Source organism: Streptomyces sp. NPDC046379, assembly GCF_055587785.1.
Window position 1 is genome coordinate 32,226 of record NZ_JBVJFP010000014.1, and the last position, 23,713, is coordinate 55,938.

The 23,713-nt window shown below is 75.8% G+C and carries 7 protein-coding genes and 1 pseudogene; all 8 read right to left on the reverse strand.

Annotation, left to right across the window (positions count from 1 at the left end; translation table 11 throughout):
* Positions 1 to 98: 98 nt before the first annotated feature.
* Positions 99 to 1,217 (reverse strand): mannose-binding protein, encoded by a 1,119-nt coding sequence (locus tag ACZ6KF_RS23825; protein WP_469239949.1) that lies wholly within the window; start codon positions 1,215 to 1,217, stop codon positions 99 to 101.
* Between the two features lie 37 nt (positions 1,218 to 1,254).
* Positions 1,255 to 2,529 carry a ricin-type beta-trefoil lectin domain protein gene (locus ACZ6KF_RS23830; RefSeq protein ID WP_469239951.1) on the reverse strand — a complete coding sequence of 425 codons (1,275 nt, stop codon included), beginning with the start codon at positions 2,527 to 2,529 and terminating at the stop codon, positions 1,255 to 1,257.
* Between the two features lie 64 nt (positions 2,530 to 2,593).
* Positions 2,594 to 3,847, reverse strand: coding sequence for an RICIN domain-containing protein (locus ACZ6KF_RS23835; RefSeq protein WP_469239953.1), 1,254 nt, complete (start codon positions 3,845 to 3,847; stop codon positions 2,594 to 2,596).
* Positions 3,848 to 3,880: 33 nt separating this feature from the next.
* Positions 3,881 to 7,210, reverse strand: coding sequence for a hypothetical protein (locus ACZ6KF_RS23840; protein ID WP_469239955.1), 3,330 nt, complete (start codon positions 7,208 to 7,210; stop codon positions 3,881 to 3,883).
* Between the two features lie 151 nt (positions 7,211 to 7,361).
* Positions 7,362 to 20,924 (reverse strand): hypothetical protein, encoded by a 13,563-nt coding sequence (locus ACZ6KF_RS23845; protein WP_469239957.1) that lies wholly within the window; start codon positions 20,922 to 20,924, stop codon positions 7,362 to 7,364.
* A gap of 84 nt (positions 20,925 to 21,008) precedes the next feature.
* The gene (locus ACZ6KF_RS23850; protein ID WP_356631168.1) at positions 21,009 to 21,371 is read right to left on the reverse strand and encodes a hypothetical protein; all 363 of its coding nucleotides are present in this window, start codon (positions 21,369 to 21,371) and stop codon (positions 21,009 to 21,011) included.
* Entirely contained in the window at positions 21,368 to 21,844 is a 477-nt protein-coding gene (locus ACZ6KF_RS23855) for a YbaB/EbfC family nucleoid-associated protein (protein ID WP_356631166.1), read from the reverse strand. Before ACZ6KF_RS23855 ends, ACZ6KF_RS23850 begins: the two co-directional genes overlap by 4 nt.
* A 28-nt stretch (positions 21,845 to 21,872) precedes the next feature.
* Positions 21,873 to 23,713, reverse strand: a pseudogene (locus ACZ6KF_RS23860) (AAWKG family protein); the annotation flags it as partial.

Genomic DNA, 23,713 nt, shown 5'->3' on the forward strand with positions numbered 1-23,713 from the left:
GAGGGCTCATGACCCCGCGCTCGCGGCGTGTGCGACCGAGGTGGACTCCGGCCGGACCGGCGGGGCCAAGGGTCTCGCCGCCGAACCGGGCCGGCCGGTCAGGTGGACCACAGGACGGTGCCGCCGGCCGTGATGACGACCTTGCCGTCCGTGCGCAGGACGAGCACCGCGCCGGGGTGGCCGTGCGTCCGGGAGGCCCAGATCGGCCGGTCGTCGCCGTTGTGGATCACGAGATTGCCGTCGTCCTGGAAGATCGCCCTGTGGTTCTGGCCGAACGTCATGGCGGCCCAGAGGGCGTTGCCGTTCTCGTTGTAGACGACCAGGTTGCCGTCGTGCTGCATGACCATCTGGATCCGGTTGGTGACCCATGCCTGGCCGGCCTCCAGGACGCTGATCGCCCTGACCGTCTCGCTGCGCCACACCGGCCGCGGGGTCTCCTTCGGCGTCGGCTTCGGCTCGGCGCTCTCCCGTGCGGCCTTGGGCGAGGCCGCGGGCTTGCGGGGCGTGCTGCTCGGCTCGTGCCGCGGCGTCTCGGCGACCTCGACCGGCGCCTTGGCTTCCTTCTTCGGCTTCGTCGGCTGCTTCGACTTCTCCGGGCTCGGCGAGGGGCTGGGCTTCTCGGTGGCGTAGTCCTGGGCGGCGGCGTCCGCGGCGTCCTCGTCCAGGACGGTCGCGGAGTCCCGGTCAGGCCGTGCCTGTGCGGCGTTCTGCCGCGACTCGTCGTCCGCGCCTCCGGCCAGCAGCAGGGGGACGGCCACGAGAACGGCGCCCACGATCGCGGCGGCGGCGAGCACCGGCTTCTTGGGGCGTCCGCCGCCGGCCGCGGAGTCGGCCGATTCGTCGGGCGGCGGCGGGGAGGCGGCGGTCGCCGTGGCGGTGGCGGCGGGGAGGGAGGCGGCGGCGGCCCTGGCGGTCGTCCGCCTCGCGTCGGAGGCGGGGGCGGCTTCGGGCGCGGGCGCCGGGGCGGGGCCGGACTGCGGGGCGTCAGGCGCCACGGCTTCGGCTTCCGGGTCCGCGTCGAGGGCCGTCCTGGAGGCCGCCCCGGGGGCCGTCTCGGGGACGGTGGCCGGAGGCGCCGCGGGTTCGGCCGCCGCCGGGTTCAGGGCGCCGGCGGGCGGTTCGGCGGAGGCGGGCAGCGGTACGGCCACCCGTACGCGGGGCGCGGCGGCAGCGCTCGCGGGGGCGGCCCCGTCGGACGCGGGGGGTCGGGCAGCCATGCGGTCACTTCTCCTCGTACGGTGCGTGCGGCCGGCGTCAGCGCCGGTACCACGTCTGGTTGGCGGTGCCGGTGCAGGGCCAGAGGATGGCCGGGGTGCCGTTGGCCGTCTGGCCGTCACGGATGTCGACGCACTTGTTCGCGATCTTGGCCACCAGGTCGTCGGTGTCGTTCAGGTAGAACTGCTGGGCCGGGTTGCCGCTGCACCAGACGACCTGGATCGCCGTGCCGTTGTCGCCGGACCCCCAGGCCACGTCCATGCACATGCCCTTGGAGCGGATGGTGCCGTCCGACCGGAACTCCCAGCGCTGCTCCGCGGAACCGTTGCAGGTCCACAGCATCAGCTGGGTGCCGTCCGTGGCCGGTCCGGCGCTCAGGCACTTGCCCGAGTCCTTGCTCACCAAGGTGTCGCCGACGACGGTGACGCCGGTCGTGGCCGGCTTCTTGCTCGCGGTGGAGGGGGCCTTCTTCGCCGGGGCCTTGGCGGGCGCCTTCGACGTCGCCGCGGCGGGAGACGGGCTGTCCTTCACCGCCGCTCCCCCGGCGCCGCCCGCGCCCGTCTTCCCGCCCTCGTCCCCCTTGTCTCCCCTGTCCCCCTTCTCCCTGTCCCCGGCCGAGGACTTGGGCGACGGGGAGGACGAACGGGAGGGCGAGGCGCTCTCGACGACGTACTGTCCGGGCCGCCCCGGATCACGGTCGTCCAGGACCGTGCCGTCCGTCGGGTCGACCGCCGCCGCGGTGGAGGCGCGGTCGCGGTCGGGGCCGGAGATCAGGAACGGCACGGAGATGAGGACCGCGCCGGCGATGGCGGCGGCGGCCAGCATCGGCTTCTTCGGACGGCCGGGGGCCGCCTCGGCGTCGCCCACCGTGTCGTCGGGGGGTGGGGCCGCCGCGGACGCCGTGGCCGTCCCGGGCTCCGCCGACGCGGCGGGCTCGGTGGCGGAGGCCGGGGCGGAGGCCGGCTCCGCGACGGCGGCGGAGGCCGCGGCCGGGGCGGCTGCTTCGGGGTCCGGGCGCAGGGCGGTGTCGGAGTCGCCCCGGCCCGAGTCCGTGTCGCGGTCCGTGTCGCGGTTCGCGTCGGCGTCGGCGTCGAGGTCCGGGGCGGTGGCCGGGGCAGGAGGGGTGGCGCGAGCGGCCGTGGCGGGGGGCTCCGGGGCCGTGCGCGGGGGCGTCTTCGGGGCCAGTTCCGTGGTCGGGTCGGCGGCCGGCGCGGGCAGGGCGAAGCCCTGGCGCACCTTGGGCGCGCCGGGTCGCCCGGCGGCGGCCGACGACGCCGCGGCGGCCGGGTCCTCGCCGGTGTTCTGGGGAGACATCTGTCCTGCCTCGCAATCGTCCTGGATGGATCGGATGTTCAACGAGTGGGGATCGTACGGGAGTTCAGGAGAACGACCAGAGGTGGTCGTCCGACGGCGAGCAGTCGAAGATCGTCAGGCGGGCGTCCCTGCCCCCGACGCCGTTGAAGCCGTCGACGTCCAGACAGCGGTTGCCGCTGGCGTGGTTGCGGATCCAGAACTTCCCCGTGGACCTCTTGTCGAGGTACCACAGCTGGTTGTCGGCGGTCGTCCCGTTGCAGTGGAACTCGGAGACCTTGGTGCCGGCGGGCCGGCCCCCGTACTCCCCCAGGTCGAGGCAGTAGCCGTCCTTGCTGTTGCGGATGACGAAGAGGTCCGCGCCGGACGGGCCCGCGCCGTCCTGGGTCACCACCAGGTCCCACAGCTGGTTGTCGCCGGTCCGGTCGCACACGTACTGGTTGACCGGGCCGTCGGGAGCGCCGTTGCCGTGGTCGGGGACGTCCACGCACAGGCCGGTCATGACGTTCCTGATCAGCAGGTTCGTGGTCGTGCGGAGGTCGGGGCCCTGCGGGAGGGACCGGCCGGTGGCCGCCTTGGGCGTGGCGGCCTTCTTGGCGGGGCTCGGGCGCGCGGCGGGCGTGGCCGCCTTCCCGGCGGACGACGCCCGGGGCCGTACGGCCGCCCCGGCGTCCTTCCCCGTGGTCCCCGCCGGAGTGTTCTGCGCCGTCCTCTCCGGTGCGGGCCGGGACCTCCCGGGCGAGGGCGAGGGCGAGGCGGAGGGCGAGGCGGCGGCGTATCCGCCGGCTTCCCCTCCGGCCGCCCCGCCGCCGTCCTGGAGGAGGGTGTCGCCCGCGGGCCGGGCCCGGTCGGCGCGAGCGTGCGGGTCGTCGTCCCTGCCCGGCCCCAGGAAGAGCAGCGGCACGCCGACGAGGACGGTTCCGGCGATGGCGGCTGCCGCGAGCAGCGGCTTGTTGGGGCGGCCGGGCGGGCGCCCGTCGCCGTCCTCGGCGGTGCGGCCGGGGTCCGGGTGCGCGGGAACGGCCGTGGCCGCCGCGGCGGGGGCCTCCTCCGGCTCGGCGGCGGCCGGGGGCGTCTGCGGGACGGCGGCCGGCGTCGCCTGCGCCGGGGCCCCGGTCACCGGCGCGGTGCCGGCCGACGGCTCGGCCGCGGGCTCGGCCGCGGGCGCGCCGCCGGTGGCCGGCGCGGCCGACGGGCCGGCGGCGGGCGTGCCGGACGCCGGGGCGGGCAGGGCGGCGCCCGGTTCGGCGGCCACCGCCGGCAGGACGGACGCCCGGCGCACGGTGGGGCCGGCCGGCGTTCCGCCTTCTTGCTGCGGCATCGGTACTCCGTTCGTTCTCGGTCGTCTCACGTGTCAGTGCTCGGCGGAGCCCAGCGGCCCGGCGCAGCGGTCGGGCCAGTCGAACGCCGCCCCTCCGCCCTGGTGTCGGGCCGGCGCCTCGTCGAGCCGGGCGAGCACGGCGCGGTCCCGGTCGTCCGGTTCGGCGTGGCCGAGCGGGGCTGCGGCCGGGTCGGCCGGCAGCTCACGCAGGAGGACGAGCGGCGAGGGTCCCTCGTTCCGCACGTCGAGCACCCGGAAGGCGGTGCCGGGCGCGAAGACCACCTCGTCGTGCGGCGCGGAGGGGCCGGTCGCGTCGAACAACTGCCGTACCCGGCGGCCGGTCACCGACCAGATCGCGTACCGGGCGCTCGCGAAGGACGGTCCGCGGCCGTCCCCCGGCAGCGCGCTCACCGGGGCCGGGTCCCGCAGGACGGTTCCGGGGGCCGGCGTCGCGGGCGTGCCCGGGCCGGGGCCGCGCAGCACCGCACCCCGGAAGGACGGCAGGCGGCGCAGGGCGGAGGCGACGCAGGCCGCGTAGGGCAGCAGCCGCGGGTCGCCGGCGCGCAGGCACCGGTCGAGTTCCTCGTGGCCGAGCGTGCCGTCCGGGGAGCGCAGATAGAGCAGCAGCGCGATCAGGTCGGCGCGCGCCGCCTCCTGCTCCTGGCCCCGCAGGGCGGGCATGCGGGTGAAGGTGCGGGTGACGGCCGCCGCCTGACGGTCCCAGACGGAATCGGCGAGCGCGCGGAACGCCGCCCGCTCGGCCTGCGTGCTCTGGTGCCCGGGCAGGAAGGGGACGGGAGGCAGCGGGCGGGCGAGGGGAGCCGGGGGCTGCGGGGTCTGCGGTGCCTGCCCGTCGGCCGCGGTGCGGGGTGGCGGTTCCGGCGTGTGCGGTGGCTGCGCAGGGGCCTCGGTCCGGGGCTTCGGTGCCGGGGTCGACGGGGCCTGCGTGGGAGCCGCGGTCCGGGGCGGCGGCGCCGGGGTCGATGCGGCCTGTATGGGGGCCGCGGTCCGGGGCGGCGGTGCCGGGGCGGTGCCCGTGCTGGTGAGGGCCGGGCGGGTCGGAGGGCCGGGCAGGGGCGGGTCGGCGGGCTGGTCGGGCTCGGCGCTCGGACTCGGCCCCTCGGTCGTGGGGGTGGGTGAAGGTGACGGCGTGGTACGGGCGTTGGCCGCGTCCGGTGCCGGGGGCGTCTGCTGGGGGGCGGCCGGGGACAGGGGCGTGGGGGCGGGGGAGGACGCGGGCCCGGTACGGGGGTTGGGCCCGCCCGACGCCGAGGGCGTGCGCTCGGGGTCAGCCGGCGCGGAAGTGGCTGAAGACGCGGGCCCGGTACGCGGATTGGGCCCGCCCGACGCCGGGGGCGTGCGCTCGGGGGCGGCTGGGGTCGCGGGGGCGGGGCGGGGCGGGGTGCGCGCCGGTTCCGTGCGGCCCGCCGGCGTCGGCCGTGCGGCGGAAGCGCCGGGACCGGCCGCCGTAGGGGGCGCACCGGCCGCGGCCTCCTCGGCCCTCAGCTCCGAGAGGACGGCGGCAGCGGCCGTCCGGGACGCCCCGTCCGGAGCGCCTTTGCCGCCCACCTGTGGCTCCGGTCCGGACAGCGCGGAGGCCGCGGGGAGTCGCGGCGCTTTCTCCCCGTGCTCGCGGTGCTCGGAGGGACCGGGCGACTCGGTGCGGGCGGGGGCCTCCGGTGGTACGGCGGGAGAGGCCGCGCCCGCCGGAGCGGACGTGGCCGCCGCGGCAGACGCGCCCGCCGAGGAAGCCGTACGCACCGAAGGAGTCGTGCCCACCGGAGCGGGCCCGCTCGTCGCGGCGGACCCGCTCGAAGAAGCCGGCGAGGCCGTCGCCGTGGACACGGGACGTGGGGCAGGGGCAGGGGCGGATGCCGGGGCAGGACCAGAGCCGGCCGCAGGCGCCCCCTCGCCGTTCGCCGGTCGGCCGAACGTCGCGAACCGCAGGCTGCGCAGCTCGAAGCGGGCCGCGATGCGCCGCAGTTCGCGTCCGCCGTCGACCGCCGTGCCGTGGACGTGCAGCCGGGCCCTGGCCGTCATGCCCGGCGGCAGGGACGCGAGGAGCCGCTCCAGTTCCGGCCAGAGCGAACGGTCCAGGCTCTCCCCGGGCCGGCCCACCTCGATGTCGGGGCCCCGGGTGTCCACGGGCCGGGCGGCGAGGGCGGGCGGCTCGGCGTCCGTGCCGCCGACCCACAGGCCGGCCCGGGTCGCCGCGACCTGCCAGCGGTCGGACAGGCGGATCACTCCGCGCAGGGCGTCGCCGGGGCCGGGCAGCGGAGGGCTCCAGCGCAGCAGCCGGGGCCGGTCCGCGCCGGGCGCGCAGATGACGGAGTCGACGAACGGCTGCCAGGACGGCGTCCCGTCGGCGGCGACGGTCATCGAGCGGACGGTGTCGCGCTCCCGTGTGCCCGACTCGGCGAGCAGCGGCAGCCCGCTGTAGACGACGACCTCGGCGTCGACCAGGTCGGCGGCGCCCTGGCCGACGCGCAGGACGTCCCGGCGTCCGCCCGGCGCGAACCGCAGGGCGGTGCGGGCGGCGGCCGGCAGGGCCGCCACCACGTCCGCGACGTCGTCGGTGACGATGTCCTCGCCGTCCGGCACGCCGAGGACGACGAGGGGGCCTCGGCGGTCGACGGGCACGGCGTAGCAGAGGTCGCCGGGGCGGGGGGCGCGGGCGTCGGCGGGCCGGATGAGCACGCCTGCCGGGATCTGTTCCACGACGCAGCCGTTGCGGGTGCGGGCCGGCAGGCCGCCCGGCGGGGGCTGCCACGCCGGGGCGGGCTGACGGGGGCCGAGGGGGGTGGGCGGGACGCCGGGCGCGAAGCGCCACCAGCCGCGCTCCCGGCCGGACGCCGGCGCGCCGAGGGCCGTGGCGGCGGTGGTCGCGGCGGTGGCCGGGGCCGTGGCGGTGGCCGCGTCGTGGACGAAGAGTCCGCCGCCGGGCACGCCGAGGACCGTGCCGTCGGGGGCGATGACGTCGATGTCCCAGGCGTCGGCGATGCGGCCGGCGACGGGGATCCGGCCGGAACGTCTTTCGCCCGCGCCGGACATGGCGAGCCGGACGGTGCCGACGCCGTCACCGCGCAGGGTGTCCAGGAGGGCGCCGAGCCGTGGCCACAGGGCGGCGGCCGAGTCCTCGTCGGCGCCCGCGACGACGGTCACCGTGTCGTCGGTGTCGGCCTCCAGGACGCGGGTGAGGTCGGCGATGTCGGCGGGACCCAGCAGTTCGTCGGAGGACCGCCTGAGCAGCAGGAGGCGGTCGTACTCCTCGACGACGAAGCCGGGCCCGGCGGGCCCGGTGTCCCGCGGCGTCCGGCCGGTGCCGGAAGGGCGGATCGCGGCCCGGCGGCGGCCCCAGCGCATCAGCGGTCGCCTCCTTCGACGACCGGGGACCGGAGACCAGCGTCCGGATTCATGGTGTAGGGCGCGAACATGGCAGGTGTATCCCGGGTGACATGTGCGGATGGAGAACGGAAATCTGGGCGCGCGGGCCGTGCCGTGGGCTGTCGTGGGGTCACCGCGCGATCTCCGGGGCGAAGTACCTCGAGCCGTCGGAGTACAGCCGGACGACGCCGTACGTGCCGCCGCCGAAGGTGTGGGACCGTCCGTCCGGGGTGACGACGGTGATCTCGACGCCGAGAACGTCGGCCGCCCTTGCGACCGTTCGCCTCCAGGCGTCGGCCCGCCCCGTGTCCGCCGACCCCGTGTCGTCCGGCCCCACGCCGGTCGGCCCGGCGTCGGCCCCGTCGCGGCTCAGCAGCCAGCGCAGGTGCTGGGCGGGGGTGAGGCCGAGGTCCCGTACCGTCAGGGCGCCGCCGAGCAGCACCGCCTGGGCGGTCTGGCCGGCGGTGAGGGTGATGCCGAGGCCGGGCAGGTCGTCCACGGGGACCAGGTGGCCGGGGTCGGCCGAGGGCAGCGGGCCGTGCGTGCCGAGCGCCTCCGCCAGAGCGTCCGCGAGCGGCAGTCCGGGCGCCGGCCGCGCGCCTTGCGAGGCCGCGGACGCCGTGCCCGAGGCGGCGGGCGCGGTCCCCCGCGGGGCGGCGTGCACGGTGGCGGCCGCCTCGCGGCGGCGCAGCGGGGCCATGCGTTCGGCGATCGCCGCGTCGATGCGGGCGCGGCGGGCCTCCCGTGCGGCGGCGACGGCGTCCCTGGCCGCCTGTTCGACGGTCGCGGCGTCCACCTCGGCGATGGCGGTGACGAGCCGGGCGAGTTCCTTCTGGTTGCCGTGGCCGATGCCGATGTTGTGGTGGGTGTGCGCCGTGCGCACGTCGGTCACGTCCTGCGGGGAGCGGAAGTTGGCGGCGGCTCCGGTGCGCAGCCGCTCCTGGTGGATCAGCGCGGAGTTGCGCACCCGGTACGCGCCCTCCTGCTGGTTGGGCGTGCCGTACGCCTCGACGAAGCCCCAGTAGGCGTCCCACGGCAGCGTGAACTCCAGCACCTTCTCCTGGTCGGAGGCGGCGTTGGCGTTGCTGAAGACGCTGGTGTGGGAGAGGGAGGTGGTGAAGAACTTGCGGTACTCGTCGCTGCGGTTGTAGGCCATCGCCGCGGTGAACGCCGCTCGCGGGTCGCGGGCGCTCAGGAACTGGGCGGCTTCCTGGTCGGACATCTTGCGGTAGAGGCGCAGGGGCTGTCCGGGTTCGTGGGCGATGGGGGTGGGGGCCGCCCTCTGCTCGTCCCTGATGCGCACCAGGTCGTCGTGGAACTGGCGCATCCGGTCGCGCATCGTGTCGTGCGTGGCGAGGCCGGCGACCACGACGTCCTGGGCGTAGGCGAAGACGTAGTAGCCGCTGGTGAAGTCGGCGGCGGCCTCGTCGGTCTCGAAGAACTCGGCGTAGGCCCGGTAGTACGTCTCCATCACGTCTGCGGTGAGCCGCTTGGCGGGGCCTGGCGCGGCGTGCAGGCCCTCCGCCGGGGCCGGTCCGTCCCCGCCCCGCTCCCGGGGCGGGGCGGGGAGGGAGGGCTCCGGCTCCGGTGCGGTCGCCTCGCCGATGCCGGTCATGAAGTCGAGGAACGCCTCGTACACCGCGTTGTCTGCGGCGGTGGCGGCCACCGGGTTGGCGGCGGCGTCGTGCACGGACTGCGGGTCGGCGCCGTACAACCGCTCCAGCAGGGGCAGCAGTTCGGGCTCGTGGGCGCGCACCCAGTCGGCGCCGTTGTTGCGGGGGCGGCCGGTGTCGGCGTCGGTGCCGTGGTTGGCGCCCAGGTAGGCGTTGCTGAGCTGGGCGAAGAACTCGTAGGCGTCCGTGGACGCGTAGTTGTCCGCCTCCCGGCCCGTCAGGTCGCGGCGTATTCCGTCGGGCCACGGGGCGTCGGGGCCGGCGGCGCGTCGGGCCTCGAAGACCCGGTCGATCAGGGCGCGGTCGGCGTCGGTGAGCGCGGCCGTGTGCAGCAGGTGCGCCAGCTCGTGCGTGGCGGAGGAGTAACCCTCGGGCTGGTGCGGGACGGGGCCCACCGGGGTCCGCTCCCCCAGCAGGTTCTCCTCGGGGATCGCCGCGACCAGTCCGCTCTGCGCGCCCCGGAGTTCGTCGAGGCCGCGGCCGGGGACGCCGTGCAGTCCGGCGAAGGAGCCGACCGAGCCGAGCGGCACGTCCTGCGGGAGCACCAGCACGGTGGCGCCGGACGCCAGCAGACGTGTCACCGTGTCCGGGTCGCGCAGCATCCGCGCCGCCTGAGCGTACGCCTCCTGGCGCGCCGACGCCGGGCGCGCGGTCTCGCCGGGCACGACCACCAGCAGACGGGCGGCGAACTGGGCGAACTCCCCCGCGGTCAGGCGGGATCGCGCGCCCGCCACGAAGTCCGGGCGACCGGCCAGCCAGCGCCGGTGGGCGGGGCTCAGCAGCGTCACGGCCTCCAGCAGGCCGGCGGCGGGCAGCGCCGACAGGCCCGCCACGAGCGCGGCGGACGCCGGCGGTTCGACCGCGTCCGGGACCGCCACCGTGGTGTTCGGCGCCCGGCCGCCCGGCGCGGCGGCGCCCGGGTCGGACAGGGCGAACGGCTCGCCGTGGCCACCGCGCTGCTGCGCCGCCGCCAGCTTGCGGTCCACCAGGTCGGAGGCGCGCTGACGCAGTTCGGCGCGCAGGTCGTCGGACGCCGCCTGCGCGGCGGCGTCGACCTCGGCCTCCGGTACCAGGCGCCGGGCGGTCACCAGCCGGGCGAACGGGGTCAGGTTGCCGTGCCCGACGCCGATGTTGTGATGGGTGCGGGCCGTGACCACGCCCGTGACCTCTTCGGGGGTGGTGAAGTTGACCGCCGGGCCCTTGCGCAGCCGCTCCTGGTGCACCAGCGCCGAGTTCCGTATCCGGTACGCGCCTTCCTGCTGGTTGGGGGTGCCGTAGCGGGTGACGAAGTCCCAGTAGCCGTTCCACGGCAGGGTGAACTCGACGACGACCTGGTCGTCGGAGGTGGCGTTGGCGTTGTCGAAGACCTTGGTGTGGGACAGCGACGTGGTGAAGTACTTGCGGTATTCGTCGCTGCGGTTGTAGCTCATGGCGGCGTTGAGGCCGGCCGTGGGCGTTCCGGCGAGGATCTGGTCGGCCTCGGCGCGGGACATCTTCCGGTACAGGCGCATCGGCTCGCCGCCGGGGTGCGCCATGGGAGTGGCCTCCTCCTCGCGTGCCTCGCGCAGGGCGGTCAGCTCGTCGTGGAAGCGCTCCATCTGGAGGGGCAGGCGGGGGTCGTCGACCACCTTCTGGGTGACGATGTCCTGGTCGTGGATGAAGGAGTAGTAGACGGTGTCGAAGTCGGTCGCCTCCTGTCCCGGCGCGAACAGGTGGTTGGCGTACGCCCGGTAGAGCGCCGCGGTGACTTGCGGCGTCAGCCGGCCCGACGGGGCGGCGTGCACGGTGCCGGTGCCGGAGCCGGAACGGGAACCGGTGCCGGAGCCGGAACCGGATGCTGCCGGCGGCCGGACGGGGTCGGCGAGCTGGTAGTGGCGGTCGTCGAGGCTGAGGACGATGCGCCGCCGCTCCTCGCGGCCCTCGCCGCCGCCGTCGCCGACGAGGCCGCCCAGCGCGCCGGACCCCGGGCGGTCGCCGGGGGTGAAGTCCAGGAAGGCGCCGTCTCCGAGGACGACGGTCACGTCGATGCCGAAGGTGCGGGCGGCGAGCAGGGGGAGCAGGTCGGCGGCCCCGTGGTTCCAGCCGGCCTCGTCGGCGGCGTCGCCGGCCCGCGTGAGCTGCGCGACGGCCAGTCGGGCGCGCGCCCGGTCGCTCAGGTCGGCGGCGTGCGGCACCACGCCGAGGGCGTCGAACTCGCGGCGGCCCGGGGTGTCCGGGGCGAGGTCCGGGACGGGCCCGGTGCCGTCGATCTCCTCGGCGGTGAACCGGTCGGTGTCGTCGGGGGCGACCAGGGCGAGCAGATCGGCGTCGGCCGGGTCGGACAGGCGGGCGGCGAGGAGTTCGCGCAGGGCGGCCGGGAGCGCGGCGTCGGCGGGGTCGAGGCCGCGCTCGGCGAGGATGTGGGGTGCGGTCCGGGCGAGCCCTTCGCCGAGTGCGCGGAAGAATGCCTCGCCGTCGCGGGCCACGTTGTGCAGGGTGTACGCCGTCCCGTCGGGTCCGACGAGGCGGGCGCCGCCCGCGTCGCGGGTGTAGCGCGGGGCGGGCGCGGGGAGCCGGGGGGCGGGCGGCTTGGGCGGGGGCGTGTGGGTGACGAGCGGCGGCTCGGCGAGGTCGCCGAGGACGGCGCGTCCCCCGGGGGTGGCGGCGAGCTGGTGCCAGCGGGTGAGCCGGTCGGCGCCGGCGCGGACGCGGTGGAACTCGGAGGCGGCGTTCTCGGCGGTGGCGCGCAGGGCGTCCAGCTGAGCGCGGCGGGCGTCGAAGGCCGCCTGGGCGGCGTCGAAGCGGCGGGTGGCGGCGTCGAGGGCGGCGCGGGCGACGGCGTCGGCGCGGGCCGGGCCGGTGAGCCGGCGGGCGGCGGTCTCCTGCCGGGTCCGGGCCTCCGCGAGACGCCGGTCGGCCTCGGCCGCCAGGTCGGCGGCCGACCGCCGGGCGCGCACCGGGTCGGGGGCCGGGGCGGGTGCTGAGGTCGGGGCGGTGGCCGGGGCGGGGGCGGCGGCCGGCGGCGGGGCGGCGTCGGTCTCGGCCGTGGTCAGTGCGTCCGCCGCCGTGTCCTGGGCGGTCCGTGCCGAGGCCACGCGCCGGTCGGCGGCGTCGCGCAGGGCGGCGGCCCGGTCGCGGGCGGCCGTCAGGTCGTTCCCGGCGCGGGTGAGCGCGTCGGGGTCGAGGCCGGAGTCGGGCAGTTCGGCCCAGCCCTGAAGGTCCGTCAGACGGTCGGTGGCGGTGTCGACGAGGGCCCGGGCGCGGGCCCGGTCCCGCTCGGCGTCGCGCAGGGCCTGGTCGAGGTCGGCGCGGGCCAGGTCGTAGGCGTCGGCGGCGCCGGTGAGGGCGTCCGCCGCGGCGTGGTCGCGGACGGCGTCGTCCTGGGCCTCCTGGAGGGCGGCGTCGGCGTCGTCGGCGGCGTCCAGCAGGGGGGCCAGCCGGACGGCGGCGGCGTCGGCGGCGCCGCGGGCGTCGGCCAGTGCGGTGCGGGCGGCGTCGAGGTCCTCGCGCAGGGCGAGGGCCGTGCGGCGCGCCTTCCAGTAGGCCTTGTCGGCGTCCGTCCAGGCCTTGCTCGCCTTCCCGGTCTCGTCCCAGGCCCGGGCGACCCGCGCGGGGAAGTTGGCGTCGCTGATCAGGCCGAGGCCGCGGGCGACGTCCTCGCGGATCCACGCGAGCGCGTACGTGCGCGAGCCGACCGCCTTGGGTCCCGGCCGCCGGATGCCGAACGTGCCGGCGAGGAACCGGCCGATGCGGGCGTCCTTGATGCCGCGGTGCACCTCGGCGACGCTCAGCCAGTCGGTGGGGACGGCGAACAGGAAGCTGCGGCCCGTGGCGGGTTTGACGTTGACGGACGACAGGTGGTCCTCGCCGACCGGTGTGCCGTCGGAGTCGTTCGCGAAGGGGCCGGTGCCCGTCGCGCCGATCTGGTTCACGCCCGTCGGCTCGGTGCGGATCATCACGCCGCCGCCGAGCGCGGAGTCCTGCGTGTTCTCCTGCCCGGCCGAGGTGCTCACGCCCTCCGCTGTCTCGCGCAGCACCTCCAGCTTCTTGCCGTCGGCGACGCTCAGCAGGACGGCGCCGCTGAAGTCGGGCCTGGAGTGCAGCGCCAGGGAGGCGGTGTCGGTGCCGACCGGGTTGCGGTGGGTCAGGCCCGGCACCTGGTAGCCGGCGGGGGTGAGGGCCCGGTCGTAGAAGGTGGACAGGGCGGTGTTGCCGGTGCCGTCCTCCAGGGCCTGGGCGGGGGCACTGCCGGGGCGGGTGAGGGCGGTGGTGCGGGCGCGGTGCAGGAGCCTGTCGCGGGTGTCGTCGGAGGCGTCGTCGGCGTCGAGGCGGGTGAGGTCGATGCCGTAGGCCTCGGCGAGGGCGCGTTCGTTGGCCTCGCGGAGGTGGTCGAGGCCGACGATGCGACGGACGTGGAAGCCGTTCTCGGGGAAGGTGAACGGCCGCAGCGTGCCGTCGCCGAAGCGGACGTCGGGGCCGAGCAGTTCGGGGCGGTGTCCGGAGCGGGGCCGGGCGGTGACGGTGAGGTCGGGCGGGGCGAGCCGCGGGTCCGGGGCGGGCAGGCCCGGCGCGGGGTCGGGGCGCATGAGGCTGAGCGGGACGTGTTCGAGGAGGGTGCCGATGTCGCCGGTCTCGCTGACGCGCTGCTTGCCGGTGAACCGCCGCAGGGCGTCGCGCACCGGCCGGTCCGTGCCCTCGGCGTCGTCGGCGGGGGCGTCGTCGAACTCCAGGGTGAGGCGCAGCCGGTACGGCGTGGCGACCTCGGCGTGCGGTTCGGTGGACGCGGCCCGGTAGGTGGTGCTGGTGGAGACGGCGTGGCCGGCGGAGACGGAGCGGCGCGAGGAGCCCGTCTCGGCGTAGGTGGGCCCGGAGGCGACGGCGGTGGGGTCCCCGGTGCCGACCTGTTCGCCGACCAGGATGCCGATGTCGCTGCCGGAGGAGAACTCGGCGCTCTGCTGGACGGTTTCGACGGCGCGCCGGTTCTCCTCCATCTCCGTGCCGTGGTCGAGCATCTCGAACGACGGTGCGCCCGGGAGGAGTTCGACGCGGACGCGGGCGCGGCGGCTGCCGATGCGGACGCTGCCCCAGCCCCAGCCGCCGGAGCGGGCGAGGGCGGTGGCGCCGTTGCCGGTCAGCTCCCGGTTGAGGGCGCGCAGGACGCGGGAGGTGACCAGCAGCCGGATCCGTTCGCGCTCCTGGTCGTCGAGGCCGAGCCGGGCGACCTTCCGCTGGAAGGCGGCGAGGACGTCGGTGGGGTCGAGGGAGTTGACCGGGTAGGCGCCGAAGGAATTGCCGTTCAGCCAGGGTTGGGGCGACCAGCTGTCGCGGGTGTAGCGGGGGACGTCGCCCATGCCGTCGTCGATCAGGCCGAGCCGGTGGGCGCTCTTCTCGGGGACGTGGGCCTGCCAGCCGCCGGGCACCTGGACGACGGTTCCCGCAGCGCCGGCGAAGTAGCCGGGGACCAGGCTGCTGCCCCCGGCGGACGTGCCGAGCACGCTGGAGGTCATCGCCGCCCAGTGCTCGACGGTGCCGGTGATCAGGACCTGGTGGCCGAAGCCCTTGAGGTTGAGGTCGGCGACGACGCTGCGGTTGACGGACAGGTTCTGCTGGGCGCTCTCCGACCACGGGTTGACGACGATGCCGTAGAGGCCGACCGGGCCGGGGCCCGCGCCGTGCGGGCGGGTGTAGGTGAGCTGGCCGCCGAAGGAGTGGACGACGCTCTTGCCGACCTTCCCGGAGGCCTGGCTGCCGCTGCCGAGGATCATCTCCGTGTCCATGAGGACGGCGCCGGTCAGGGCGTGCACGTCGGTGACGCGGGTGTAGTGCCGGAAGGTCGCCCACAGGGTGCCGTACGGCGGCTTGGCCATGATGCCGGCGATGCCGAGGCCGAGCGCGCCGGAGCTCTGGTCGAAGTTGGCGGTGGCGAACTGCGGCTGGAACGCCCGCATGACGGCCTCGCGGGCGGGCGCGCCCTCCTCGGTGAGCTGCCAGGCGCCGCCGGAGGCGCCCCGCACGACGGCGGCGACGGCGTCGACCAGGCCCGGCGGCACGACGACGCCGATGGTGAGGAAGGGGTGGTTCTGCAGCTCGTGGAAGAGCCGGCCGCCCCGGCCGGTCACCCGACCCTCGTCCCGGGACAGGTCGCCGGAGGCGAGGGCGAAGGCGCGCGCCCTGCTCATGGGCGCGGTGTCGAGGGGTCCGCGCAGCAGCGCGTAGGGGTTGGCGGCGCCCTGCCGGTGCGGGTCGACGGCGGGGGTGTGCTGGTCGGGGACGCTGATGAGGACCTGGCCGGTGCGCGGGCCGCCGCGGACGAGCGCGCCCCGGGCCGTGGCGCCGATGAGGATGTCCTGCGGGCGGCTGAAGACGAACGGCTGGGTGCCGAGCAGGCCGAGGGTGGCCACGCCCCGCAGCAGTCCGCGCAAGCGCCAGTAGCCGCCGTGGGTGACGGTGAGCGCCAGGTCGTAGCGGTAGAGGTGGGACGGCCCGGTGCTCACCGACATCGGCTCGTTGGTGGCGCTGAAGCCGAAGCCGGACTCGTCCTCGTACTGTGCGCCGGAACGCCAGCCGAGGCTGAGCACACCGGAGTTGTCGGGGACGCCGACGGCCTGGTTGGTGAGGCTGTCCGGGTCGCGGAAGCCGAGCTGGAGGTCGGCGCCGCCGGCGAGGGCGCGCTTGCGGCTCTCCTGGCCGTCGAGGCGCTGTCCGCCGGGTGCGCTGTGCCGCAGTCTGAGGTCGTCCTGGCGGCCTTCGTAGCGGCGGTTGGTGAGGTCGCCGTGCACCCAGATGTAGCGGTGGCCCTGGCCGAAGGTGCCGGGTTCGGTGAGCCGGATCCGGATGCCGGTGCTGATCAGGGCCTCCAGGCTGCCGGAGAGGCTCTGGTGGGAGAGGGCGGTGAGGATCTCCAGGCTGTTGCTGACGGCCGTCTGGTAGGCGTCGGCGTCCTTCCAGCGGTGTCCGGCGGGGCGGGCGAAGGGGCCGGCCGACGTCAGCCGGGAGCGGGTCCGGGCGACGATGCCGCGCGTGTCGGGCGGGGTCAGCTGGTCCAGCGGGGCGACCAGGCCGGGGTAGGCGTCGGCGACGGCGGCGAGGACGTCGTCGGCGAACGCGTCGGGCAGGGTGCGGCCCGGGGTGCCGGTGGCGCCGTCGCCGTCGGTGCGGCGGCCGTCGGTGTGCGCGAACTCCTCGACCCGGTGCATGCCGAGGGTCGTCGGGTGGTCGGCGGTGAGCTGGGCGGGTGCGAACGGCGCGGGCAGTCCGTGGCGTCGGGGGGTGGTGGTGCCGTCGTCCCAGCCGGCGAGGCGGCGGGCCTCGGTGCGGGTCATCCGGTCCACGCTCCAGGTGTGGAAGCGGCGCGGCGGGTCGCCGCTGCCGCCCCGGCGGACGTAGACCGTCTTCTTCACCAGGTAGAGACCGGTCGGGTCGCCCTTGACCTGACCGGACGTCTTCAGGCCGCCGAAGCCGCCGAGGGCCGCCGACCGGGACACCGCGAACAGGTAGCGGAACGCCGGGCCGAACTGGAGCCGCAGGTTGAGGTTGCCGCCGCCGAGGTCGAAGAAGTTGAACGAAGGGCCGACGACGACGTCCCCGCCGAAGTGGACGCCCTTGCTCAGCCCGCGGTCGTTGCGGACCACCGAGGTGTTGATGTCGCGCAGTTCCGCCTGCGACGTCTCGTCGATGAGCCGGGCCTGGACCGGCACGACCCGCTCCACGACGAAGAAGCCGAGCGGGGTGCGCCCACGGTCGTCCGCGAACAGCGGCGCGGTCGCGAGCCGTCCCTGTGCCAGGAGTCGGGCGTGCCGCTGGAAGGACTCGCCGGAGAAGAAGGCGTCGAGCTCCTGGTAGGCGGTGCTGCCGGGCTTGACGCCGATCTCTGCGGCCGCCCAGTCGCGGATCGCGGCGACCGGTCCGAAGCCCTCGGTGCGCACCAGGCGGTACTGGGAGTCGTGGTCGAGGGAGATGGTGCGCGGGATGCGGCCGGGCCCGTACGGCTCGACCGCGCTGTCGGGCAGCCGCAGCATCAGGCCGTCGCGCACGGCGAACGACCTCGTCACCGGTCGCGGGCCGGGCGCGGGGACGGTCCGTCCGGTGGCGGGGGCTGCCTGACCGGTGGCGGGGACGGTCCGTCCGGTGGCGGGGGCGGGCGTGCCGACGTCGTTGCCGTCGGCGTCGGTCACCCTGAACTCCAGGTACACGTCGTCCAGATAGACCTTCGACCCGTCGAGGGTGCGGGTCTCCATCTGGCTGACGGTCTGGTCCGTCTGCCCGTAGCCGACCTTCGTGCTGACGCCGCCGCGCAGCGCCAGACGCCCGAGCCCGCCGAACGCCGCGATCGACGCGGGGCCCAGCAGGGGCCCGCCCAGGCCGAGTTGGGTGACGGACTGCACGCCCTTGCTCTGGCCGGCCTGGAGGGTGGCCCGGTCCATGGTGTCGATCTTGCTGGGGTTGCCGTAGTCGTCGGCGAAGCGGGACCAGTTGCCGTAGTGCCGGGCCGTGATGTGCAGCACGCGCGTCTGCCCGGCGGCGTTCGTGTACGGGAACTGCCGGCCCCCCGTCAGGGTGCGGGGGCGCCGGGCCAGCGTCATCCGGACGTCGGCCATCAGCCCCGCGCCGGGCGGGGCGTTGCGGCCCGGGTCGCCGGGGCGCACGGACGCGTCGCTCGCGAGCAGGGCGCCGATCTGGGCCAGCACCTCGGGGATGCCGCGCAGCGCCACGTCGCTCTGCCCGAACGTCACCGGGTCCGCGAGCATCTCCGCCAGCAGGTCGGCGGGCACGCCGGGCAGGAGGGAGGGGAGGTCGTCGACGTAGGCCGGCATCGAGGTGCCGTCCTCGAACCGGGCCGGCTGCCGGAACCCGGCGGGGGCGGGGGCGGCGTGGTCGAGCCACGGGGGCCGGGTGCGGTCGAGGTGGTGGTTGATCCAGAGGCGTTCGCGGGGGGCGGGCGGGGTGGGAGCGGGGGTGGGGACGGAGGAGGTCGTGGGGAGGGGGGCGGGGGTGGCGATCTCGACGACCGGGTCGCCGTGGGGGATGACCTCGATCTCGTCGTCGGCGTCGGTCTCGTCGTGGGGGGTGGGGGTCCGGGCGGGGCCGGAGGTCTCGGCGGCCTCGACGATGTCCTCCGCCCCGGTGACGGGGGCGGTTTCGGTGACGTCGGCGGCGGTCTCGGCGACAGGTCCGGTTCCGAGGTCGGGGGCGGCGGTTCCGGCCGCCGGATCGGAGACGGTGGGCACGGACGGCACGGGAGGGCGAGGGGCGTGGGGTTCCGCGCCCAGGCGGACGTCGGCCGTCGTCGTCGCGGGGCGGCGGGCGGGCGGCACGGTGGCGCCGCTCTCCGGGGGCACCGTGGTCAGGTCGCCGACGAGGGCGCCGAGCAGCGCCAGATGCCGGCCGCGCAGGCCGCCCTGCACGAGCCCGCCCGAGACCGGGCGGGTGTAGTCGCCGAGCAGGCTGCCCGGGATGTCGGGCCGCTGCGGGGCCGCCGGGTCGCCGGCGCGCGCCTCGTCGCGCAGGCCGAGCTGGTGGGCGATCTCGTGCGCGTAGTCGACGGGGTCGGCGTCCGCCCACCAGGCGGTGCGGGTCATCTGCTGGTCGCGGCCGACGAGGCGGACGTCGAGTGCGTTGGGGTGGTCGTCGGCCTGCGCCTGTTCGACGGTGACGTGCAGCAGGTCGCCGTCGGGGAGGCGGTGGCCGTGGGTGTTGAAGTAGGCCTCGACGCCGGAGCGCACCTTGTCCCAGACGTCGGCGGGCAGGCCGTACGGCGCGGCGACGATCCGCACCGTGAGGTCGGTGATCCACTGCCCGTCCCACTCGACGCGCCGCGCCTCGAACTTCGACCGCACGGTGTACTGCGTCGTCTCGCCCGGACGCGCCGGGTCGGACGGCGTGGACACGGGGTCGACCCAGGTGTGCGCCCGCGTCACCGGGGCGGCGGCGGCACGGGCGGCCTCGAACGCGGGGTTCCCCGTCAGGGAGGCGGGCGCGGGGGCGTGGGCGGGTACCGGCTCGGCGGACGGCAGGTCCGCCGTCCCCGTGCTCCCGTCCTGGTCGGGGTCGGAGGTGCGACCGTCCGCTCCGGGAGTCCTGGCCGTGCCGTCGGCGTTCTGGCCGACGGGGACGTTCCCGCCCGTCGCCGTCGTCGGGACGGGAACGGCGGGCACCGCGTCCGGCCGCTCCCCCTCCGCCGCCGCGTCCTGCTCGGCCACCGGAACCGTACGGCCGTCGTCCCCGCCCTGCGTCCGCGGCGGCGCGCCCGTGCCGCGAGGGGTGCCGGCCGTTCCGTCGGCGTCCTGCCCGACGGGGGCGTTCCCGCCGGTCGCCGTGGGAACGGGGACGGCAGGCGTCACGTCGGGCCGGTCCTCCGCCGCCCCGTCCTGTTCGGGGACGAACGTCCGGCCCTCCTCCCCGCCCTGCGCCCGCGGCGGCGCGCCGGCCCCGCGCGGGACCGTCGTGCCGTTCCCGTCCGTGCCCGCCGGGGTCGCGGTGCTCGCGCGATCCCGGGCGCCCTCGACGTCCTCGGCGCCCTCCACGTCCTCGGCGTCCCGGCCGAAGGGGACGTCCGTGCCGTGCCCGGACTCCCCGGTCCCCTGCGTGAGTCCCTGCCCCGGCCTGACCCGCCCCTGCACGTCGGGCGCGCTGCCGGTCGGCCCGGTCGGCAGGGCGTCCGGCGACGACAGGGCGGCGTCGTCGGCGCTCCAGAGGCTCTCGGTGTCGAAGGCGGCGCGCGGCGGCGCGTTGGTGAACCCCTTCCCGGCGAGCGGCGGCGTGGAGACGGGCGAGGACGTCGTCGGCGTCGGGCTGGGCGTCGAGTCGTACGTCGTGTCCGAGGCCAGGGACGTGGTGTCCGGGTCGAACAGCGGGTCGTCGTACCGGGACGACGACCCGGCCGACGAGACGGTGTCGTCGTAGCCGCCGTACGTCACCGGCGTGTTGGTGGTCGCCGGCGCCGGGATCGGCGTCGGCGGGGTGTCCGTGGACCGCGTCGGCAGCGGTCCCGGCGCCGGGGTGGGCGTGGGAGGCGCCGGCGTGGGGGCCGGGCCGCTCGTGCCGGCCGTGCCGCCGTCCTTGTCGAGGAACGTCGTCGAGTCGTTGACGTCGCCGAAGTCGGTCGTGGTGGTGAACTTGTCGTGCAGCCACAGGGCGCCCGCCAGCGCCGCGCCGCCCGCCACCACGTCGAACATCGAGCTGGTGCCGGAGCCGACGAACGTCTCCCACTTGAAGTCCCACGTCCCCTCGAAGGCGCCCTGGACGAGGTACTCGCCGACCGACTCGCTCACCGCGCCGACGACGAACGCACCGCCCAGCTCCCCGGCGCCGTTCAGGGTGATGTTCCACTTGGGGTGGTTCTTGGCGAAGGTGTCGAAGTTGTCGAAGGAGTTCTTGAACCAGTTCTTCAGGAAGTTGCCGCCGGCCTCCAGGATCGACCCGAACAGGCCGACCACCGCGCCGAACGCCGCCGCCTTGCCGACCTCCTTCCAGTCGATCCCGTCCGGCTTGCGCCCCCCGGGGTTCAGCGCGATCTGCGCCAGCCGCACCGCGAGCGTCTGCAGCGCCTCCTCGAACGCCTCGGTGAGCGTCGGGGCGAGATGCGTCATCCGCAGCAGCCGGTCCACGATCAGCAGCACCGCCAGTCTGCTGCGGGCCCGGGCGAGCGCCATCTGGGACAGCGAGGTGCCGCCGGTGATCGCGGCCAGCGCCGCGAGCAGCGCCAGCTCGATGAGGAGCATGACGATCTCGGCGATGATCTCCCACTTCGCCGCCTGGATCTTGATCGAGTGGTCGACCTGCCCGCGGGCGATGTCCTCCAGGTCGTCGATCATCGAGTTCAGGTGGTTGACGCCGCCGTCGTTGGTCAGCAGCGACAGCCCCCGGACGTACTGGTCCCCGACGTCCTTGGGCAGCGAGGTGGACGCGTCGACGATGGAGCGCTGGATCTCGTCGCTCAGCTCGCGGATGCCGCGGCCGAAGTCGAGGTAGAGGTCCTTGCTGGCGTAGGCGAGGTTCTCCCTGGCCTGCAACGGCATTTCGCCGATGAGGATCCAGAGCATCTTCCTGACGTCCTCAGGAAAGTTGATCTCCTGCACCCGAAACTCCCACTCGCCAACTCGTCCACCGTGCGCCGCGGTCCGGCGTCAGTGCCGCCCGCCGTGATCGCCGCCGACGGCGTCCTCGGTCCGGCGCTGGTGCTCGCGGATGCGGTCCGTGGAGTCGGTGCGGGTCTTCTCGATGTTCTCCAGGTTCGCGATCGTCGCGGAGACCAGGCCGTACAGGGCGTCGTACAGCGTGGTGCTGGTGCCCAGGCAGTACTGGTTGTTGCGCTCGTAGACGGGGCGGACCTGGTGGGCGTAGTCGTCGGTCCAGCCGGGCCACTCCGTGTACGCCCGCTCCTGGTTGGTGAACTGCTCGCCCAGCTTGCGCGCCAGCTCCGGCAGCCGCTTCATCCGCTCGATGCTCGACCGGAGCGCCTCCGGGTTCGCCTCGTAGACGCCGCTCATGACCGGCCCCTTCCTCGTGTCCGTGCGTCGTCGGTGTCCTCGTGGATCTCGTCGCGCAGCCGGCTTCCGCCGCGCCGCCCGTGGCCGCCGCCGGCCTCCGCGTCCAGCGCCGGTCCGAAGATGCGCTCCCAGTCGACGTCGACGCCGCGCAGCTCCGGGACACCGGCGCTGGGCTCGGTCAGCGGGCGGAAGACGTCCATCACCTCGCGCGCCATCTGCGCCCGGCCCCGGCCGACCGCCTCCATCACCGAGGCGGCGAGCTGGGCGGCGTTCATCGAACGGTACTTGTTGTCCAGAAACTTCAGTCCGGTCAGCTCGCCGCCCGCGCCGACGGTGACCTCCACGGCCCGGTCGCGGGAGCGCACGGTCGCGGAGGCGGCGGCGAGTTGCTGCTCGGCGCGCGCCACCGCGGCCTGCACGGACTCCAGTTCGGCCATCGCCTTGGCGATGCGCTGCTCGATCGGTTCTGTCACGGGGTGGTCCTCCGCCGGTCCGTGGGGTTCATCGGCCGATGACGGCGGGCGCGCCGCCCTCGTCGGTGCCCCACACGTCGTCGTCGTCCTGCGCCCAGGCCTCCCGGGTGCGGTCGCCGCTCTGCGTCTGCGGCTGCCCGCCGGGGGCTCCCGCGCCGCCCATCGGCAGGAAGGGGCCGGAGCCGGTGGTGGCGGTGGCACGGGGGGTGGAGACCCGTACGTCGTTCTCGTCCGGTACGGCTCCCCGCGGGAGGGAACCGGCGCCGTACCTGCCGCCGCTGCCGCGAGTGTGCAGGGACTGGCCGTCGTCGATGACGTTGCGGACGCGCTCGTTCTGGTTCTGGCCGCCCGCTCCCATGCCCCCCATTCCGCCCATCGGCATTCCTCCCATCGGCATCCCTCCCATGGGCATGCCGCCCATGCCGACGCCGCCGGGCAGCGAACCGGTGTTCAGCGGCGTGCCGATGTCCGCGGCCGACGGGGCCGCGGAGGCGGCGGCCGGGGTGGCGTACGGCGACTCGTACGGGGAGTCGGCGTCGTACAGCTCCTCCTCGTACGAACCGAAGTCGTACGCCGGGGACGAGTAGGAGGGCGACGTGTAGGAAGGGGTGAAGGAGGACGTGCCGGGGGAGCCGGGGCCGGCGCCGAGGCCGGGGAGGGAGGGCAGGTCGCCGGCCGAGCCGCCCAGATGGCCGGTGCTGACGGTGCCGTCCGGGCGGGTGGTCGTGCCGATGCCGGTGTCCGGGTCGACCGTGGTGGTCGTGCCGTCGGGGTACTCGGTGACAATGTTCCCCTCGGAGTCGAGGCGGGTCACGCTGCCGTCCGGGTTCGGGAGCAGGTCGCCGACGTTGAGCGGGCCGGTCTGGACGGTGCCGTCGGGATGGGTGACGGTCGCCGTGCGCAGCTCGGGGTCGATGCGGACGGAGCTGCCGTCGGGGTACTCGGTGACGAGGCGCCCGTTGTCGTCGAGGGTGGTGACGCTGCCGCCGGGGTTGGTCAGCGTGCCGTCGGCGTAGGGGTTGGCGGCGATCTGCTCGGGGGTCGGGGAGCCGAGGTCGCCGGTGTTGAGGTCGCCCGAGCCGAGGGAGAGGTCGCCGCCCGAGCCGAGGGAGAGGTCACCCGTGTCCAGGCCGCCCGAGCCGAGGGACAGATCACCGGTGTTCAGCTCGCCCGAGCCGAGCGAGAGGTCGCCCGAACCGGGCAGGTCGCCGCCGCCCGGGTTGAGCAGCCCGCTCTGCTGGTAGGCGGCCTGGGCCTGCTGCCAGGCCTCCTCCTGCTTGCGCTCGGCCTCCTCCTGCCGCGCCTGCTGCTCGGCCTCCCGCTTCTCCTGCTCGGTCAGCAGCTGTTCCTGGCGCAGTTCCTGCTCGGTCCGGAGCCGGCGCTGCTCCTCCTCCTGGCGCTTCTGCTCCTGCTCGGCCTTCGCCTCCGCCTCGGCCTGCTTGGCCTCCTGCTCCTGGAGCCGCTGTTCGGCCCTGGCCTCGGCCTCCGCCTGCTTCTCCTCGGCCTCCTTCTCCTTGGCCTCCTGCTCGGCCCGGAGTTCGGCCTCCTTCTGCTCGGCCTTGGCCTCGGCCTCCGCCTGCTTGCGCTCCTGCTCCTTGCGGGCGGCCTCCTGGTCGGCGCGGGCCTGGTTGAACTGGCTTATCTGCAACTGCTCCGCGCGGGCCTGGGCCTCCTCCTGCTTGCGCTGCGCCTCCTCCTGCTTCTTCTCCTGTTCGGCCTGCTGCTGTTCGGCCCTGGCCTCGGCCTCGGCCTGTTTCTGCTCGGCCTCCTTCTCCTTGCGGTCCTGCTCCGCCCTCGCCTCGGCCTCCTTCTGCTCGGCCCTGGCCTCGGCCTCCGCCTGCTTCTGCTCGGCCTCCTTCTCCCGGCGCC